The sequence below is a fragment of the Arthrobacter sp. 05L417 genome, from assembly GCF_056397865.1.
In genome coordinates, this window is record NZ_JBFTOG010000109.1 from 1 (window position 1) to 612 (window position 612).

The 612-nt window shown below is 66.3% G+C and carries 1 protein-coding gene; it reads left to right on the forward strand.

The genetic code is table 11. The features are described from left to right. Nucleotides 1-612, forward strand: a 612-nt coding sequence (locus tag AC1DJW_RS26525) for a GTP 3',8-cyclase MoaA (protein WP_476902962.1), incomplete at both ends; no start/stop codon positions are given.

A 612-nucleotide genomic window follows, 5' to 3' on the forward strand; every position in this document is an offset into this window, starting at 1 on the left:
GCTGCCGATCTCCATGACCACCAACGGCGTCGGACTCGACAAAAAAGCGGCGGCGCTCAAGGAAGCCGGACTCACCCGCATCAACGTCTCCCTCGACTCCCTGCACGAAGAAACCTTCACCAAGCTCACCCGCCGCCCCTTCCTCGACAAGGTCCTGGCCGGCGTCGATGCCGCCCGGACCGCRGGSMTGGGACCGGTCAAGATCAACGCCGTCCTCATGCGCGGAATCAACGACGCCGAGTCCCCCGAGCTCCTGGCCTGGGCAGTGGAGCACGGCTACGAACTGCGCTTCATCGAGCAAATGCCGCTGGACGCCGATCACGGTTGGACCCGGCGGGACATGATCACCGCCGCCGAGATCCGCGAACTACTCTCCCGCGACTTCACACTGGCCCCGGACCCCCGCGAACGCGACGGGGCACCGGCGGAACGATTCGAAGTACGACGACGGGACCCGGCATCCGCCCACGCCACCGGTCCGCTCCTGGGCACCGTCGGCATCATCGCCTCCGTCACCGAACCGTTCTGCTCCGATTGCCGGCGCACACGGATCACCGCCGAAGGCAAGATCATGAGCTGCCTGTTCTCCCGCCAGGAATTCGACCTGTTGGG